Below are 14920 nucleotides of genomic sequence, written 5' to 3' on the forward strand. Positions count from 1 at the left end.
CCTGCAGACGGTGGACAAAAATGCCTGTTCCTTGCCTTAATCGGCGAGTATTCAGGAGGAATGTTTGTGAGTCGGATGGACCAGGATCAGACGACAGCGCGACCGGCCAGAAAGGGCCTGTTGTCGCGGCGCGGTCCTCTGCGCCGTTTTATTCGCGGCCTCATCCTGCTTTGCGTCATTGTGCTCGGCGCATTTTCGGGCGGTTTCCTGTGGTTTGCCGATTCCGTCGCCTCCATGCGTCCGCCGGAGGGGGCAAGAGGCGATGCCATCATCGTGCTTACCGGCGGTTATCAGCGCATCGAACAGGCAGTCGGCCTGTTGAGAGACGGTGTGGGCAAGCGGCTTCTGATTTCCGGCGTCAACCCGGCCACCACCCGCTCGCAGATCCGCAAGATGACGCAAGGGTCATCCGACATGTTTTCCTGCTGCGTGGATATGGGCTACAAGGCGATAGACACGATCGGCAACGCCAATGAGGCGGCAAGCTGGATACGCGACCACAATTATTCCTCCATCGTCGTCGTCACCAATAATTATCATATGCATCGCAGCCTGCATGAATTGCGCAGCGCCAGCCCGCAGACGCAATTCATCGCCTATCCCGTCATCAGCGCCGATCTCGCCCGCACCAACTGGTTCGTGGAGCCGGATGTGGTGAGAACCATGCTTTACGAATATCTGAAGTTCGTGGCGGCGGCGGGACGCGACCTCACCGGCTTCGGCAAGGGCGACGGTCTGCGCAAGGCCGCCGCCGATCATTCCCGGATAAAGACGACAACCGCTTCATCCTGACCGGCGAGAACGTGCTTGCTGCGGCCCCTTGTTTTCGTGTAGGCGTCTGGCATCGGCATCCGGCATCGAGGCTTGTCCAAGGCTTCGGAACGGCTGCGCTCCGGGAAGGCTGTTGATGCTCAAGCTGCGCTCTTTTCTTTTCAATATGCTGTTTTATCTCAACCTGATTGTCCGCATGATCGTGCTGACGCCGATCTATTTCATTCTGCCGCGCAAGATCGCCTTCGAAATTCCGAAGAACTGGGCGCGGTCCAATCACTGGCTGATGAAAACCATCGTCGGCACCACCTTCGAGATCGAGGGGCTGGAAAACATTCCCGAGACCGGCTGCATCTTCGCGCCCAAGCATCAATCCTTCTGGGATACCTATGCGCTGCTCCCCAATCTGCCAGACCCCGTTTACATTCTGAAACGGGAGTTGATGTGGATTCCGCTGTTCGGCTGGTACGTGATGAAACAGCGCATGATCCCGGTCAACCGCGCCGCACGCGGCAAGGTGATGCTGAAGGTAATGGAGCGGGCGAAAGAGGAAATGGCCGCCGGCCGCGAACTCATCATCTATCCCGAAGGCACGCGCCGCCCGCCGGGCGCCGAGCCCGAATATCGTTACGGCATCGCAAGGCTTTACCGCGATCTGCAGGTTCCGGTCATTCCCGTCGCCATGCATCCCGGCCTGTTCTGGCCGCGCCGTTCCACCATGCGCTATCCCGGCCATTTCAAGGTGCGTATCCTGCCGGCCATCGAGCCCGGGCTGGACCCCGACGTGTTTTTCAAGCGCCTGATCGACGTAACGGAAAAGGCGAGCGACGAATTGCTGCTGGAAACCGTGCGCAACAACCCGCATTTGCCGCTGCCGCCGACCGCCGTGAAGCGGATCGCCGAACTTCAGGGCAAGGAAACCGTCGCCGGCTGAGCGGCGAGCGTGCCGACATTTTTGGCGATGCTCTCCAGCAGGGAATCGCGAATGCCCATCTCCTGCAGATGCTGCACGGTGTTGAAAACATAATCCGTATTCGGCCCGGACCGGCCCGTTGCCCCTGCAACGATGGTCGCCGATTCGGCAACGCCGAGACCGCCGATATATTGCTCATGCGCGGGATCGGCCACATAGGTCACCGCGCTGCTGCGTCTGCCATCGGAAAGCGCGATGGAAACCAGCCGCTCCTTATAGACATTCGTCACCAGTTCGCGCTCGCGCAGATAGATCATGACCGGCTCACGGTCCTGTCCGCGCACGCGGAAAGCGACGCCTAGGCAGGAGCCGCCGCGCTCCAGACCGAGAACGAGACCGGGCTTTTCTTCGGTGCCTCTATAAAAGTTGGAACTGATGCAGAGCGAGCGCCGATACCCGTGCAGCCGCGCCTGCTGCCGCTCTTCAAAGGCGAAGCCGGGGTTCCACATCAACGAACCGTAGCCAAAGACCCAAAAATCGTCCATATCCCAAGCCAAATCGAAATTGTCTGAAGTCTGTTCATCGGAGATCAATATGGCAGCGTCAAGCCAATCCGGCACCGCCAAAAAATTCCTCTGGCTCGCCATCGCCATCCTCGTGGTCATCGGACTTTATACCGCCGGGTGGTTTTACGCCGCCGACAGGCTGAAGCAGACGGTTCTGAACGTCATTGCCCCCTCGCAGGCCCGCAGCGTCAGCGGTGAATGCGGCGATATCGCCTTCAAGGGTTATCCCTTCCGCATCGGCCTCTTCTGCTCCAAAGTGACGGTGGATGACAAGGAGAACGGCGTCTCCGCTTCCTTCGGCGAACTTCGCTCGGCGGCGCAGGTCTATAATCCCGGCCACATCGTCTGGGAACTCGATTCGCCGGCGGAAATCCGTTCCGCCCACGGTCTGACGATTTCGGCGACCTGGCAGAACATGCAGTCCAGCATCGTCACCAAGCTGAGGGGCATCGATCGCAGCTCGCTCATCATCGACGGGCTGAAAGCGCAGGCGGTTTCTTCCGTCACCGGCCAGACCATCGATTTCGATGCGGTAAAAACGGAAATGCATCTGCGCCAGAACGGCGCCGATCTCGACGGGGCCATCACGCTCACCGACTCCGCAACCGTTGTCAAGGACTGGCCGCAGCTTCTGCCGCGCCTCAACGCCATTGCCGATGTCACCCTTGCCGGCAAGGCGGGCATGGTGGATGGCAGCGACAGATCGGGCCTTTATGGCGCGAGCGGCGAGCTTCGCCGGCTGGTGGCAGATATTGGCGAAGGCAGAACCATGCGCATCAGCGGCCCCTTCTCCTTCGACAATGAGGGCTATCTCTCCGGCCAGTTCAAGCTGGAAATAGAAAAGCTCGGCGCATGGTCGGACAATGCCAAGCAGGTCTTCCCGCAGCTGCAGTCCACCATCGATACGGCCCGCAAACTGCTCGGCGCGCTGGCCGGCGGCGGTGACCGGGCATCCGTCGATCTCGTTGTGGATCGTGGTCGCGCCACGGTCAGCGGCTTTATTCCGCTTGGAAAAATCCCGCCGATCTGAAGGATTGATTTATACTCGGCGTCATCCTCGGGCTTGACCCGAGGATGACGCCGGGGAGGCTTTGGCACTTTGCCGGCGGGCGCGATGGGCCGGATCAAATCCCATCACGACCTAAGCTAAATGCGGTTTACTTCTTCTGGTCCAGCGCGTGACGGCCGAAGTCCGGTGCGTCGACATCCTGGCCCGCCTGCACGATAGAGCGGCGGATGGCGCGGGTGCGGGAAAACAGCTCGAACAGCTTGTCACCCTCCCCCCAGCGGATCGCCCTTTGCAGGGATGCCAAATCTTCGGAAAACCGCGCCAGCATCTCGAGAATCGCATCCTTGTTATGCAGGCAGACGTCGCGCCACATGGTGGGGTCGGAGGCGGCCAGACGGGTGAAATCGCGGAAACCGGAGGCGGAATATTTGATGACTTCCGATTCGGTCACCGTCTCCAGATCGTCCGCCGTGCCGACGATATTGTAAGCGATGATGTGCGGCAGATGCGACACGATCGCCAAGACCTTGTCGTGATGTTCGGCATCCATCTCATCCACGCGCGAACCGAGCGCCCGCCAGAAATCCTTCAGCTTTTCCAGAGCCTCGGCATCCGTGCCCGGCAGCGGCGTGAAGATGCACCAGCGGTCGCGGAAGAGACCGGCAAAACCGGCATCCGGGCCGGATTTTTCCGTACCCGCCAGCGGATGGCCGGGAATGAAATGCACATTGTCAGGCATATGCGGCGCCATCTGCGCGATGACCGATGCCTTGGTGGAGCCGACATCGGTAACGATGGCGCCCGGCTTCAGATGCGGCGCGATCTGCTGCGCCACACTTTCTGACGCACCGACCGGCACCGAGACGATGACGAGATCGGCATCCTTTACCGCTTCCGCCGCCGAAACGGTGTAATCCGTGCCAAGCGCCAGTTCTTCCGCCCGTTTCAGCGTGACTTCGCTGCGGGTGGAAATAGTCACATGGCGGGCAAGCCCCAGTTCCCTGACATCGCGGGCAATCGACGAGCCGATCAGGCCGATGCCGATCAGCGCGATGCGTTCAAACATGATCTCAGCCATCACGCCTGTCCCATGAACTCGGTGAGGGCCGCGATGACGCCGAGATTGGCCTCTTCCGAGCCGACGGTCATTCTCAGCGCATTCGGGAAACCGTAACCACGTACCGCACGCAGAATGTAACCGCGGCGGCTCAGGAACTCGTCCGCATCCGCCGCGCGCTTGCCGTCCTGATCCGGGAAATGGATGAGGATGAAGTTGGTAACCGAAGGCGTGACGGTGAGGCCAAGGCCGGTAAAGGTCGTGACCAGCTTTTCCATCCACAGCGCGTTATGCGCCACGGCCTTCTCTACGAAGGCCTGATCGCGGATTGCCGCAGCACCCGCCGCGATAGCCGGCGCGCTCATGTTGAACGGGCCGCGCACGCGGTTCAGTGCATCGATAACAGCGGCAGGTCCATACATCCAGCCGACGCGCAGGGCGGCAAGGCCGTATACCTTGGAGAAGGTGCGCGTCATCACCACGTTGCGGTTGCCGGAGACCAGTTCCAGACCGGCCTCGTAGTCGTTCTTGCGAACATATTCGGCATAGGCCGCATCCAGCACCAGCACGACATGTTTCGGCAGGCCGGCCTGCAGGCGGCGGATTTCCGCGACGGGAACATAGGTGCCGGTGGGATTGCCCGGATTGGCGACGAAAACCATCTTGGTCTTCGGCGTCACGGCGGCGAGGATCGCATCCACATCCACCGCGCAATCCTTTTCCTTCACCGTCACCGGGGTCGCGCCCGCACCCATGATCTGGATCTTGTAAACGAGGAAACCGTGTTCGGTGATGATCGCCTCATCGCCCGAGCCCAGATAGACGTGGCAAAGCAGGCCGAGAAGCTCGTCCGAACCGTTGCCGCACATGATATTCGCGATGTTGAGACCATGCACGTCAGCAATCGCCTGACGCAGCGCGATCGCCTGACCGTCCGGATAGATTTCCAGATGGCTGGCCGCCGTGCCGAAAGCCTCTATCGCCTTCGGGCTCGGCCCAAGCGGCGTTTCATTGGAGGAGAGCTTATAAACCTTCGCAACGCCGTCCACATGTTCCTTGCCCGGAACATAAGCGGCGATATCCAGAATACCCGGACGCGGAACAGGTTGGCTAAGCTCTGCACTCATTTGATCGACCTTTGGAAAAGCGCCGGAGAACCCGGCAAAAGCAATGCCGGAGGCATTAGACCGGAATGGTCGCTTTGTCGAGGGTCAGCGCGGCTTTCCTTGGCTTGCGGCAGTGCGGGTGGTGGGCACCCCCTGCGGGGCCAGCACGGGCACAAAAACGCGACGCGAGGCGCGCTGGGTGACGGGCAATCCCTGATAGAGACGCTTCTGGGCTTCCACCACGATGACGCCGGAAAAAAGCGGCCACAGCCGGCGGCCGGTATGTTCGAGATAGCGGCGGAATTTCAGTATCGGCCGGCTGGTGGTGGGCGGAAAGAACAGCGCCTCGGCGGTGGCGCCCGGCGTGAAATTGGTTTCGCGCAGGAGCGCCGTCAGCTGTCCGCGCGAATAGGGCCTTCCGGAACCGAAGGGCGTATGTTCCATACGCGCCCAGACGCCGCGCCGGTTCGGCACCACGATCACCAGACGGCCGCCGGGCGCCAGCACCCGCCACAGTTCCTTCAGGCTTTCACGCGGATTTTCTGCAAATTCCAGCGCATGCACCATCAAGACGCGGTCTATCGACGCATCGGGCAGCGGCAGTTCCTCGTCGAACACCAGCGCCGTGGAGGAAAGCTCGCCCGCCGGCCAGTTCACCGCCCCCTGCCCCGCCGGCATGAAGGCGAAGGTGCGCTCCGTATCGCGACGGAACCGCTCCAGAAACGGCACAGCGTAACCAAGGCCAACCAGCCGCTCTTCCGGCAAAGGTGGCCACAGCGTCGAAAGCGCCATGGTGATCGCCTGCTCGGCCGAGCGGCCAAGCGGAGAATGATAGAATTCGCGCAGATCGACGATATCGGTATTCATGGGCGAGAATGTAGCATCAGGCGGTTGGACTTCAAGGCGTCTGCCCTTACATAGAAGGTCAGGCGGGCGAATGCGCCGGTTTTGGCCGGCAAATGGAGAGGATAAGATGAAACCTTTGGAAATAGACGTCTTTCTTTGCCGCAGCGACAATTTCGGGGTTCTCCTGCACGATCCCGAAAGCGGCGCGACAGCCACCATAGACGCACCGGAAGAAGGACCTATCCTGCAGGCGCTCGACGGCCATGGCTGGAAGCTCACCCATATCTTCACCACCCACCACCATCAGGACCATGTGGAAGCCAATCTGGCCCTGAAAGACAAGTTCCGCTGCGAAATTCACGGCCCCTACGACGAGGCGGTTGCGATCCCCGGTCTCGACCGTTCGCAGGCCGATGGCGACGAATTCGAATTCGCCGGCCGCCGCGTACAGGTTATCGCTACCCCCGGCCATACGGCGGGACATATCTGTTATTATCTGCCCGATGACGGGCTGCTGTTTGCCGCCGATACGCTGTTTGCCATGGGCTGCGGCCGCCTGTTCGAACGTCCGGCGGCGGATATGTGGCATTCCTTCCAGAAACTCATGGCGCTGCCGGATGAGACCAAGGTTTATTTCGGCCATGAATATACGCTGACGAATGCCCGTTTCGCCCTCACCGTCGATCCGCAGAACGCTGTGCTGAGCGAGCGCGCGGCCCTCATCGAGAGGGCGCGGCAGGCGAATGAATTCACCATTCCCACCACCATCGGGCTCGAAAAACAGACCAATCCCTATATGCGGGTGGCCGATGCCGGTATTCGCAAATATCTTGGCCTTGAAAGCGCCACCGATGCCGATGTTTTCGCGGAAATCCGCACACGCAAGGACAATTTCTGATGGGAACGGAAATATCGGCGCAGGCGATCATTCGCGAACTGGGGCTGGAGCCGCATCCCGAGGGCGGTTTTTACCACCAGACGTTCCGCGACAGGGCAGGCGGTGAGCGCGGCCATTCGACGGCGATCTATTATCTCCTGGAAAAGGGCGACCGCTCGCACTGGCACCGGGTCACCGATGCGGTGGAGGTCTGGCACTATTATGCCGGCGCGCCGATTGCGCTGCATCTTTCGCAGGACGGCCGGGAAGTGCAGACCTTCACGCTCGGCCCCGCCATTCTTGAAGGCGAGCGCCCGCAGGTCATCGTTCCCGCCAATTGCTGGCAATCGGCCGAAAGCCTCGGCGACTTCACGCTCGTCGGCTGCACCGTCTCGCCGGGCTTTGCCTTTTCGAGCTTCGTTATGGCAGAGCCCGGCTGGTCGCCGGGTGATGCGTCGTAATTGCGTCAGCCGCCGTATTTCGTAGCCGTAATATAGACCTGCCCCACCCGGGTCGGAATGATGGCATAGACAGGCGCATAGACATCCATGTTGTTCGATTTGGCGAACCAGATTTCCATGGAGATGGATTTCAGATATTCGATATCCTTGCGCCCCTGCCTGTAACCCGACTTCGGCACATACCGCGCCTTGCAGACGATGGCGTCGCCATTAAAACCATTGGTCTTGAACGGCTTGGTGCCGCTGGAGCTCAAAACCAGATCGAGTCGCGATTCGCCGTCATAGATCGGCAGGCGAGTCGGGCAGATGCGGCCGCCCGCGGGAATGATGAGGCCGGAAATCGGATCGAGAACCGAGCGCAGGTCGCGGTCCTTCACATCCACCCAGTTGTCCGGCCGGGCTTTCGGCTCAGGCTTCACCGTCGTCGATGTGACGTTGCCGTTGCGATAGACAACGTCATAGGTGCGCACCCGCTTGCCGTCCTTGTAGACCAGCGAATATTCGTTGGCCTGCAGCCGGTGGCCGCGCTTGGCGCCGGAAACGGTCGTCTTGCCGGAAATATCCTTGAGGATGCTGGCAAGGCCGGCGGCGCTGAAGGAACCGGAGATCGAATAATTCGGTCCGTCCATGCGAGTCGAGAAACTTGCCCTGGCAATCGGCAAAATGCCGAGATTGATGCTGTATTCGCTTGTGTGGCGCGCTTCGGCGGCGAGCGAGGGGGAGACGCCCGTTAACGCTATTGTCGCGGCCACGAAAATGCTTTTTCCTCTGGCAATCATTTCGATATCACCTTAAAAGAGGCGCGGAAGCGGCCTTATCGGGCGATCATATACGCTGACTTGTGGCAATAAAAAAGCGGACGACGGTTGAAAACGCCGGAATTTCCTTTCATTTGATCGCGAGCGGCTTGACTGTTAAGTCTCGTCTGACTATAGAACCGCAACTTTCCAATCATGGCCAGTTGGATTGCCACCCCGGTTTTGCCGGTGGCGAGCCAGTGGTGAAACAGACGAAACGAAATAGGTGTACCCATGTCCCGTGTATGCGAATTGACCGGCAAGGGCGTCCAGACGGGCAACAACGTCAGCCACGCCAACAACAAGACCAAGCGCCGGTTCCTTCCGAACCTCTGCCAGGTCACGTTGATCTCCGATGCTCTCGGCCAGCGTTTCCGCCTGCGTGTTTCCGCAGCCGCTCTGCGCTCCGTTGAACACCGTGGCGGCCTCGATGCCTTCCTTCTGAAGTCCGGCGAAAACGAACTGAGCATGCGCGCTCGTCTCCTGCGCCGCCAGATCGCCAAGAAGACGGCCGAAGCTGCTTAATAGCGGTTTCGACATCATCTGAATTCAGAAGGCTTGAATGGCTTTGCCGCTCAAGCCTTTTGTTTGTTCCAGATTTTAGTTGCATCGGGTTTTGCGAAAACCGTTTGAGACGTTTTCCTCCGATGCTTGGCTCCAACTGGTGGCATCACCCAGGATAAAAAAATGCCCTATCTGCGATTAACGCTTATCTATGTTCTGCTGATGACGCTTGTGGTCGTCGCGTCCAATATTCTGGTGCAATACCCGCTTTCCGGCTCGTTGTTCGGCGTCAATCTCGGCGACCTTCTGACCTGGGGCGCCTTCACCTATCCAATCGCCTTCCTCGTCACGGACCTGACCAACCGCCAGTTCGGCCCCTCCATCGCGCGCCGCGTCGTGCTTGCCGGCTTCGTCGTCGGGGTCACGCTGTCTTTCTGGACATCCATTCCGCGCATCGCGGTCGCTTCCGGCACCGCCTATCTGATCGGCCAGCTGCTGGACATTTCCGTTTTCAACCGCCTGCGCCGCCAGCGCTGGTGGCACGCGCCGCTCGCCGGCTCGATGCTGGGATCGGTGCTGGATACCGCACTGTTCTTCTCCATCGCCTTTGCGGCAAGCTTCTCCTTCGTCGGCCCCAACGACGCCTTCGCCATCGAAAACGCTCCCATCCTCGGTGTCTTCGCCGTGGAAGCGCCCCGTTGGATTTCCTGGGCGCTGGGTGATCTGTCGGTGAAGGTTCTCGTCGGCCTCATCATGCTGTTGCCTTACGGCGCGCTGATGAACACGCTGAAGCCGATGCCGGGCGCCGTCAAAACCGGCCGCGTTTGAGGCCGGGCAAGCGCGGATCAAATCGCGCTTGCAAGCCAGCCGTCAGCATTGCAGTCTGTCATCCGTGGCACAGCGCGGAGGCAGGTCGACATGCAGATCAAGGACGTTATAGACATCGTGGAGGCCGCCAGCGCCACGCTTTCAGGGTCAACCTTCAACGACGTCAATCTATCCGGCACGGTCTTCGACAATGTCAATCTTTCCGGGGCGAGCTTCAACAATATCAATTTGTCGGGTGCGTCGTTCACGGATAACAACATGTCCGGCTGGTCGATCGACGACGTCAATTTTTCCGGTCTGAAACTGAGCAACTCCAACCTGTCCGGTGCGCAGATAACGTCATGCCGAATGACCGGCATGAAGATCGACGGCATTCCCGTCGAGGACCTGATGGCAGCCTACAAAGCGGCACAGCAGCAGGCCTGATTTTACTCCACCAGCTTGAATTCCAGCATCAGGTTGCGCTGGAGGAACGAGTGATTGTCATCGGAAACGATGATGAGGCGCGTCGAGCCGTCCGGCCCCTTCACCACATCCATGCCTTCCATATTGTCGATCTGGTAAGCCATGCCGGCTTCCATGAGGATTTCGCCATCCACCACCGCGCCCGGCCGAATATCGGCCCCACGGATGCGGCGGATGCGCATGCCCACACCTTCGGCGAAATTGAAGCGGCGCTCAAGAAGCAGCAGGTCGCCATTGGGCAGGAACGCGCCGTCCGTCACGTCGAAGGACGGATGATGCTTAACGGCAAATGTGCCCTTGCGCGGACCTTCCAATATGGCGGCGAGAAGATTGCCGTCCGTGTCGATACTTTTTTCAGCCACCACGACCAGAGCGCCGGCGAGCGGCGAATCGGCCGGCGATACCGCAAGAGCCTCCAGACCGCCATTGTGGCGCAACTCGTTGCTGGGGATGAGATATGGCAGGCGGTCCAGCGGCTTTGCGGTGGCGAAGCCCGGATCGGGATAGATATCGATCCTGTGGCGCTGCTCGTAACTGACGAAAACCCTGCCGTCGCGCAGCGCCAGCCCTTCCGCATCCATCTCCATCTTGCGCGGCGGTTCGCGCCCGCTCATGTCCAGCATGGGGGTGATGCGGACATCGGCAAGCCCGGACAAAGCACCGCGAGCGTCGCGCAAGACCCTGCCCGTCAGCCAATGGCCGGTATCCAGCACCGCAACGAAACCCTCCCCATTGGGGCGGAAACGGATGGAGGATATCGCCCCGAACAGCTTTTCCGGCGCGCTCATCACCATGCCGCCGATAAATTCCAGCTTGCCGAAACGTTTTTCGCTGGTGCCGACTTCGAAAGAGGAAAGCAGACGCACGCTTACCGGCACATCGATGGTGGAAGCGCCGATGGAAACCGGACATAGCGATGCGGCCGCCAGAATGGCGGCCATCGCAAGCGTTTTGCAGGCGGAAGAAGCCCGGCCCCGCTTATCCCGCACGGCGAACCCTGCGGGACGAACCGGAAGCGCCGCTCGTATCCTCGAAGAGCGCCGCAAGCTGCTCGGTCATCGCGCCGGCCAGCTCGTCCGCATCCACGATGGTCACGGCGCGGCGATAATAGCGCGTCACATCGTGGCCGATACCGATTGCCAGCAGTTCCACCGGTGAGCGCGTTTCGATCTGCTCGATGACAGCGCGCAGGTGCCGCTCCAGATAATTGCCCGGATTGACCGACAGGGTCGAATCGTCCACCGGCGCACCGTCGGAGATCATCATCATGATCTTGCGCTGCTCGGGGCGGCCGATCAGGCGGTTATGCGCCCACATCAGCGCTTCGCCGTCGATATTTTCCTTCAGCAGGCCCTCGCGCATCATCAGGCCGAGATTGCGCCGCGCGCGCCGCCACGGAGCGTCCGCCGACTTGTAGATGATATGGCGCAGATCGTTGAGACGGCCCGGCGACGCCGGCTTGCCATTGGCGAGCCACTGTTCGCGCGACTGTCCGCCCTTCCAGGCCTTGGTGGTGAAGCCCAGAATTTCGACCTTCACGCCGGAGCGCTCCAGCGTGCGCGCCAGAATATCGGCGCAGGTGGCAGCCACGGTAATGGGACGGCCGCGCATCGAACCGGAATTGTCGATGACCAGCGAAACCACGGTATCGCGGAACTTGGTGTCGCGCTCCTTCTTGAAGGAAAGCGGCTGCATGGGATCGATGATGAGCCTGACGAGCCGGGCCGGATCGAGATAGCCCTCTTCCAGATCGAAGTCCCAGGAACGGTTCTGCTGCGCCATCAGGCGGCGCTGCAGGCGGTTCGCTAAGCGCCCGACCGCGCCCTGAAGATGAGCGAGCTGCTTGTCGAGGAAGGCGCGCAGACGGTCCAGCTCGGCCTCGTCGCACAGTTCCTCGGCGTGGATTTCCTCGTCGAATTCCTGGGTGAAGATGCGGTAGTCGACTTTCTCATTGAAATCGTCGAAGGGGCTGTTGGGGCGGCGGGTCTCGCCGGGCGTCTCAGAATCCTCGTCGAGATCGTCGGACATTTCCTCGTCCGACATCTCGGCGCCGTCCATCTCGCCTTCTTCCATTTCCTCCTGCGAGGCCTCGTTTTCGTCGGCAGGCGTCGCGTCCGAGCCCGCCTCTTCCTCGACCTGCTCTTCTTCGGTCTCGTTGGTGCGCGGCTGGTCCTCGTTGGATTCCGCCTCCTGGCTCTCGGGCTCGTTATCCTCGTCGCCGAAATCTTCCGCCATCTGCATGGAGGTCAGCATCTTGCGCACCAGCCGCGAAAACGCCTTCTGGTCGGTGATGACGTTCGAAAGATCCTTGAGGTCGCCGGCCGCCTTGTCCTCGATGAAATCGCGCCACAGATCGACAACCTTCCCGGCGCTTGCGGGCGGCTTTTCACCGGTCAGCTTCTCGCGCACCAGAAGCGCCACGGCTTCTGCAAGCGGCGCGTCGTCCTTGTTGTTGATGCCGGCGAAGTTGGCCTTGGCGTATTTTTCCGTGTTCATGGCATGGATGTTGGAGGCCATGCCCGGCATGCGCAGCGCACCGATGGATTCCACGCGCGCCTGTTCCACCGCATCGAAGATCAGCCGCGCTTCGGCGCCCTGCGGCGACATCACCGCATGGGTGTCGGCATCATGGCAGGCAAGGCGCAGCGCCATGGAATCGCCGAGGCCGCGGGTGATGGCGATTTCCTGCGCGGTCGGTTTCTTGGAGATTTCCGGCAGGCGCATGCGCTCGCCGGCAAGACCCGGCCGCTCATTGGCGAAGACGACCTCGACTTCGGCATCGCCAGCGACGGATCGCACGCATCCGGCAATCGCCTGACGCAACGGTTCCGTATCGACCGCCGTACCCGGTTTTGCTCTGGAATTGTCGCCGCGCCCTGCCATTGTCTTTCCTGTCATTTGTCGGCGCCTGCGGCACGCGATCGGAAGATCGCGCGCCCCACCGGCGTCTTCAAGTCATCGGTGATCTTCCCCGGACGAGCCGGGGACGATCAGGCGCTGAGAACGATGTTCGCCGCGCTTTCCTTCAGCTCGACGCCGAAAGCCCGCTGATATTGCTCGGCCACCAGCGTGCGCTCCAGTTCGTCGCACTTGTTGAGGAAGGTTACGCGGAAGGCAAAGGCGAGATCGCCGAAGATTTCCGCATTTTCCGCCCAGGTGATGACGGTACGCGGGCTCATGACCGTGGAAAGATCGCCATTGATGAAAGCCGAACGGGTGAGATCGGCCACGCGCACCATCTTGGAGACGGTTTCACGGCCCTTCGGATTGTCGAAGCTCTTCACCTTGGCGGCGATGATGTTCACTTCCTGCTCATGCGGCAGGTAGTTCAGCGTGGTGACGATGGACCAGCGGTCCATCTGCGCCTGGTTGATCTGCTGCGTGCCGTGGTAAAGGCCGGTCGTATCACCGAGGCCGACCGTGTTGGCGGTCGCAAAAATGCGGAAGGCCGGGTGAGGACGGATGACGCGGCTCTGGTCGAGCAGCGTCAGGCGACCGGACGATTCCAGCACGCGCTGGATAACGAACATCACGTCCGGGCGGCCGGCATCATATTCATCGAAGACGAGCGCGACATTGTGCTGGTAGGCCCAGGGCAGAATGCCGTCCTTGAATTCGGTAACCTGCTTGCCGTCTTTCAGGACGATGGCGTCCTTGCCGACGAGGTCGATACGGCTGACATGGCTGTCGAGGTTGACGCGCACGCAGGGCCAGTTCAGGCGGGCGGCCACCTGCTCGATATGGGTGGATTTACCCGTGCCGTGGAAACCGGAGACCATGACACGTCGGTTGTGAGCAAAACCGGCAAGGATCGCAAGCGTCGTGTCGCGATCGAAAAGATAGTCGGGATCGAGGTCAGGCACATAGGCGTCGCCCTGGGAATAGGCGGGAACCCGCAGATCCGTATCAATGCCGAAAACCTCCCGCACGGACACCGTCGTGTCGGGCAGGTTGGAAATATCAAGGTCGATTTTGCTCATCACGTCTCCAAGGCGGGCGGCAGCCACCCGGCCACATCATCAATCAGGCGGTAAACACATAAGTTGGCTTAGCAGAAACCTGACTGCTTTAACAATTGATATGCTTGAACAACAGCCCGAAAACGCTCTTCCGAACCACGATCGCCACCATTAGCATCAGGATGGTGCTTTTTGACAAGCTCCTTGTAGCGCCTTTTTATGTCTTCCTGCTTTGCGGTGGAAGAAAGACCGAGCGTATCGAAGGCTTTTGCCTCCAGCGTCTTCAATTTGCGGTCCTGCTGCATGCGGGTGCCGCCTGCCCTTGCGCCGCCCGCAAAACCGCCGGCGAAGCCGAAAGGATCGCGGATACGGGCGTTCCCGCTCGCCGTGCCGGAACGCAGCGTGGAATGCAGCGGGCTGTCGCGCGCCGTCTTGTTGACGCCGACTGTCCAGGTCGGGCGATGACCGGTGATCGCCTCTTTCTGATAGCGGGCGATCTCGCTGTCGGACAGGCCGGAAAAGTAATTATAGCCCTTGTTGTATTCCTTCACGTGCTCAAAACAGAACAGGAAGAATTGCCCCTCGGCATTGCGGCCGACGGGTGCCCGGTGAATACCCGGCTTGTCGCATCCGTCCCACTGGCAGGTGGGGGCCTGAACCTCAGGTTCCCTCTCCCTTTTCCGGCGCGTGCGGATGCGATCGAAATATTTCGAATCCAGTTTCATGATGCCCTGATTATGGGGTGCGAAAAGCCGCACAAC

General features: G+C 60.5%; 17 protein-coding genes. 8 read left to right on the forward strand and 9 right to left on the reverse strand.

What is annotated here, in order from left to right; all coding sequences use genetic code 11:
- Positions 1 to 75 precede the first annotated feature (75 nt).
- Entirely contained in the window at positions 76 to 792 is a 717-nt protein-coding gene (locus CFBP4996_RS17620; RefSeq protein ID WP_059755508.1) for a YdcF family protein, read from the forward strand.
- A gap of 115 nt (positions 793 to 907) precedes the next feature.
- The gene (locus CFBP4996_RS17625; RefSeq protein ID WP_080854377.1) at positions 908 to 1705 is read left to right on the forward strand and encodes a lysophospholipid acyltransferase family protein; all 798 of its coding nucleotides are present in this window, start codon (positions 908 to 910) and stop codon (positions 1703 to 1705) included.
- Here the strand turns inward: CFBP4996_RS17625 and CFBP4996_RS17630 are convergent.
- Positions 1678 to 2229 (reverse strand): gamma-glutamylcyclotransferase, encoded by a 552-nt coding sequence (locus CFBP4996_RS17630; RefSeq protein WP_080854873.1) that lies wholly within the window; start codon positions 2227 to 2229, stop codon positions 1678 to 1680. The genes CFBP4996_RS17625 and CFBP4996_RS17630 overlap by 28 nt on opposite strands.
- Before the next feature lie 49 nt (positions 2230 to 2278).
- Between CFBP4996_RS17630 and CFBP4996_RS17635 the strand changes: the two genes are divergently transcribed.
- Entirely contained in the window at positions 2279 to 3280 is a 1002-nt protein-coding gene (locus CFBP4996_RS17635) for a DUF2125 domain-containing protein (protein ID WP_080854376.1), read from the forward strand.
- A 127-nt stretch (positions 3281 to 3407) separates the two neighbouring features.
- Here CFBP4996_RS17635 and CFBP4996_RS17640 read toward each other — a convergent pair whose 3' ends face one another.
- The 3 genes from CFBP4996_RS17640 to CFBP4996_RS17650 all read right to left on the reverse strand — a co-directional run bounded on the left by CFBP4996_RS17640 (position 3408) and on the right by CFBP4996_RS17650 (position 6289).
- Positions 3408 to 4337 carry a prephenate/arogenate dehydrogenase family protein gene (locus CFBP4996_RS17640; protein WP_080854375.1) on the reverse strand — a complete coding sequence of 310 codons (930 nt, stop codon included), beginning with the start codon at positions 4335 to 4337 and terminating at the stop codon, positions 3408 to 3410.
- On the reverse strand, positions 4337 to 5443 hold the full coding sequence (gene hisC / locus CFBP4996_RS17645; RefSeq protein ID WP_080854374.1) for a histidinol-phosphate transaminase: 1107 nt from the start codon (positions 5441 to 5443) through the stop codon (positions 4337 to 4339). The genes CFBP4996_RS17640 and hisC overlap by 1 nt, the downstream gene beginning before the upstream one ends.
- Before the next feature lie 84 nt (positions 5444 to 5527).
- Positions 5528 to 6289 carry a class I SAM-dependent methyltransferase gene (locus tag CFBP4996_RS17650; protein ID WP_003523306.1) on the reverse strand — a complete coding sequence of 254 codons (762 nt, stop codon included), beginning with the start codon at positions 6287 to 6289 and terminating at the stop codon, positions 5528 to 5530.
- A 106-nt stretch (positions 6290 to 6395) separates the two neighbouring features.
- Between CFBP4996_RS17650 and gloB the strand changes: the two genes are divergently transcribed.
- Positions 6396 to 7166 carry a hydroxyacylglutathione hydrolase gene (gloB, locus tag CFBP4996_RS17655; RefSeq protein WP_080854373.1) on the forward strand — a complete coding sequence of 257 codons (771 nt, stop codon included), beginning with the start codon at positions 6396 to 6398 and terminating at the stop codon, positions 7164 to 7166.
- A complete protein-coding gene (locus CFBP4996_RS17660) occupies positions 7166 to 7606 on the forward strand; it encodes a cupin domain-containing protein (RefSeq protein WP_162936079.1) in 441 nt (146 codons plus the stop codon). The genes gloB and CFBP4996_RS17660 overlap by 1 nt, the downstream gene beginning before the upstream one ends.
- Before the next feature lie 5 nt (positions 7607 to 7611).
- Here CFBP4996_RS17660 and CFBP4996_RS17665 read toward each other — a convergent pair whose 3' ends face one another.
- On the reverse strand, positions 7612 to 8385 hold the full coding sequence (locus CFBP4996_RS17665) for a DUF3108 domain-containing protein (RefSeq protein WP_003523301.1): 774 nt from the start codon (positions 8383 to 8385) through the stop codon (positions 7612 to 7614).
- Positions 8386 to 8637: 252 nt separating this feature from the next.
- Between CFBP4996_RS17665 and rpmB the strand changes: the two genes are divergently transcribed.
- The 3 genes from rpmB to CFBP4996_RS17680 all read left to right on the forward strand — a co-directional run bounded on the left by rpmB (position 8638) and on the right by CFBP4996_RS17680 (position 10161).
- Positions 8638 to 8928: a 50S ribosomal protein L28 gene (gene rpmB, locus CFBP4996_RS17670; RefSeq protein WP_003509888.1), complete on the forward strand. Its 291-nt coding sequence runs from the start codon at positions 8638 to 8640 to the stop codon at positions 8926 to 8928.
- A 162-nt stretch (positions 8929 to 9090) separates the two neighbouring features.
- Positions 9091 to 9735 carry a queuosine precursor transporter gene (locus tag CFBP4996_RS17675; RefSeq protein ID WP_080854372.1) on the forward strand — a complete coding sequence of 215 codons (645 nt, stop codon included), beginning with the start codon at positions 9091 to 9093 and terminating at the stop codon, positions 9733 to 9735.
- 90 nt (positions 9736 to 9825) lie between these two features.
- On the forward strand, positions 9826 to 10161 hold the full coding sequence (locus CFBP4996_RS17680) for a pentapeptide repeat-containing protein (RefSeq protein ID WP_077985339.1): 336 nt from the start codon (positions 9826 to 9828) through the stop codon (positions 10159 to 10161).
- A gap of 2 nt (positions 10162 to 10163) precedes the next feature.
- Here CFBP4996_RS17680 and CFBP4996_RS17685 read toward each other — a convergent pair whose 3' ends face one another.
- The 4 genes from CFBP4996_RS17685 to CFBP4996_RS17700 all read right to left on the reverse strand — a co-directional run bounded on the left by CFBP4996_RS17685 (position 10164) and on the right by CFBP4996_RS17700 (position 14884).
- Entirely contained in the window at positions 10164 to 11141 is a 978-nt protein-coding gene (locus CFBP4996_RS17685) for an esterase-like activity of phytase family protein (protein ID WP_162936131.1), read from the reverse strand.
- Between the two features lie 37 nt (positions 11142 to 11178).
- Positions 11179 to 13083 carry a cobaltochelatase subunit CobT gene (cobT, locus tag CFBP4996_RS17690; RefSeq protein ID WP_080854370.1) on the reverse strand — a complete coding sequence of 635 codons (1905 nt, stop codon included), beginning with the start codon at positions 13081 to 13083 and terminating at the stop codon, positions 11179 to 11181.
- Positions 13084 to 13190: 107 nt separating this feature from the next.
- Positions 13191 to 14180, reverse strand: coding sequence for a cobaltochelatase subunit CobS (gene cobS / locus CFBP4996_RS17695; protein ID WP_003523293.1), 990 nt, complete (start codon positions 14178 to 14180; stop codon positions 13191 to 13193).
- Between the two features lie 68 nt (positions 14181 to 14248).
- Positions 14249 to 14884 (reverse strand): J domain-containing protein, encoded by a 636-nt coding sequence (locus CFBP4996_RS17700; protein WP_059755848.1) that lies wholly within the window; start codon positions 14882 to 14884, stop codon positions 14249 to 14251.
- Positions 14885 to 14920: the final 36 nt, after the last annotated feature.

Origin of the sequence: Agrobacterium leguminum, assembly GCF_005144435.2 — a bacterium.
GTDB lineage: Bacteria > Pseudomonadota > Alphaproteobacteria > Rhizobiales > Rhizobiaceae > Agrobacterium > Agrobacterium leguminum.